The sequence below is a fragment of the Acinetobacter sp. USHLN143 genome, from assembly GCF_037145695.1.
Taxonomy (GTDB): domain Bacteria; phylum Pseudomonadota; class Gammaproteobacteria; order Pseudomonadales; family Moraxellaceae; genus Acinetobacter; species Acinetobacter fasciculus.
This window is the reverse complement of record NZ_JBBCWZ010000165.1, coordinates 1-1,346: the sequence shown is the minus strand read 5'-3', so window position 1 is coordinate 1,346 and position 1,346 is coordinate 1. Positions and strand designations below refer to the sequence as shown.

The window sequence follows — 1,346 nt, the reverse complement described above, 5'->3', positions numbered from 1 at the left end:
TTCTTCTTGGTCTACGTGTCATAAAATACTCCATATATTGATGTTTATAACATCATTTGGGGAGCAAAATATCACTTATAAGTGTTGTTCAAATTTCCTGATCCACCTCTGTTTGTCGTGAGCTGAACGGCCCGTATTTGCAGCGTTTCAGCATCTATACCAATGTGAAGTTTACGCCATTGGCGACGATATTCAGGCTGATGTTTCTTACGTTTCCATTCACCTTCACCTAAAAACTTCAAGCCAGTAGAGTCGACGAGTAGGTGGAGACCATCACGACTTTTCTGATAGCTTATCGCAATATCAATATGCTTTTGTCTTCTACAAATAGTCGAATAATCTGGCGCTGTCCAATCTAATCTACAAAGTTTAATGAGGCTCTGAACAAAGCCAGTGACCATGCGTAAAGTGAGTCTAAATAGAGATTTGATCATCAAACAGCATTGAATCGCTATGTCGGAGTAGGTTTGACTTCGACCTTGTTTGCCTTGAGGTTCTGCATACCATTGTGTTTTTGGATCGAACCAAATGGCAATATTCCCACGATTAATGAGAGCTCGGTTATATGCGGGCCAATTGGTTGTGCGGTAGATTTTGTATGTAGGCTTCTTCATTTGGAAATTATATTGCCGAAGGAGTCCTTAAGAACAGCTTTGTGCAACAAAGCCTCAAGAAACTAATATCTCAGAAATAGTTTTTTCTGGAGATGGCTTATGGCTATATAACGGAAAGCCTACTAATACTAGGGTTAGTGGTATATGGTTCTTTGAAAATGTGGATTGTTATTCACTTGAGCGCTTAGAAAGTAATTTATTTTTAAATCCTTGGGCTCGGTTTCAGCTACATAATTCTCTTAATTAATTTACACAGAAAATTATAGACAATGATCAATTTCGAACTTTAATTGGGACAGTTAACCCTAGAGATCTTTTTGTAAAACACAAATAAATTTTATAGTTATATTAAAGCCCAATCATAGCCGATTGGGTTTTTTTAATGCTTTATCACATTACACACTTAATTATTAAGCTATTCGCCAAAGTATTATGTATTTCATCTAAACTCTAGAGCAGATAGGTATCTAAGCGGTTATTAATACATTTTCCATATCGTGAACATGTAATCTTAATAATTTTAGTATCTTCCAAAAAATCTATCGTACATAAACTTCTCATAATGACATACGTTGTGTCGTTTTTATTCCATAATGACACAGGTTGTGTCACAAGATAATGTCGGCGAATTCAAACATGAGGTGCGACAGTTTGAAAAGTCTTATGATAATCAACAAGCTGAGCAAATTTCTCTAATGGTGTAAGCCAATCTAACGCTTTTCTAGGACGAGT

Annotated in this window: 1 pseudogene; it reads right to left on the bottom strand. The window is 36.1% G+C overall.

Features of this window, described 5'->3' with window-relative positions:
- Window positions 1-110: 110 nt before the first annotated feature.
- Window positions 111-614: pseudogene (locus WFH18_RS17430) on the bottom strand (IS5 family transposase); the annotation flags it as partial.
- Window positions 615-1,346: the final 732 nt, after the last annotated feature.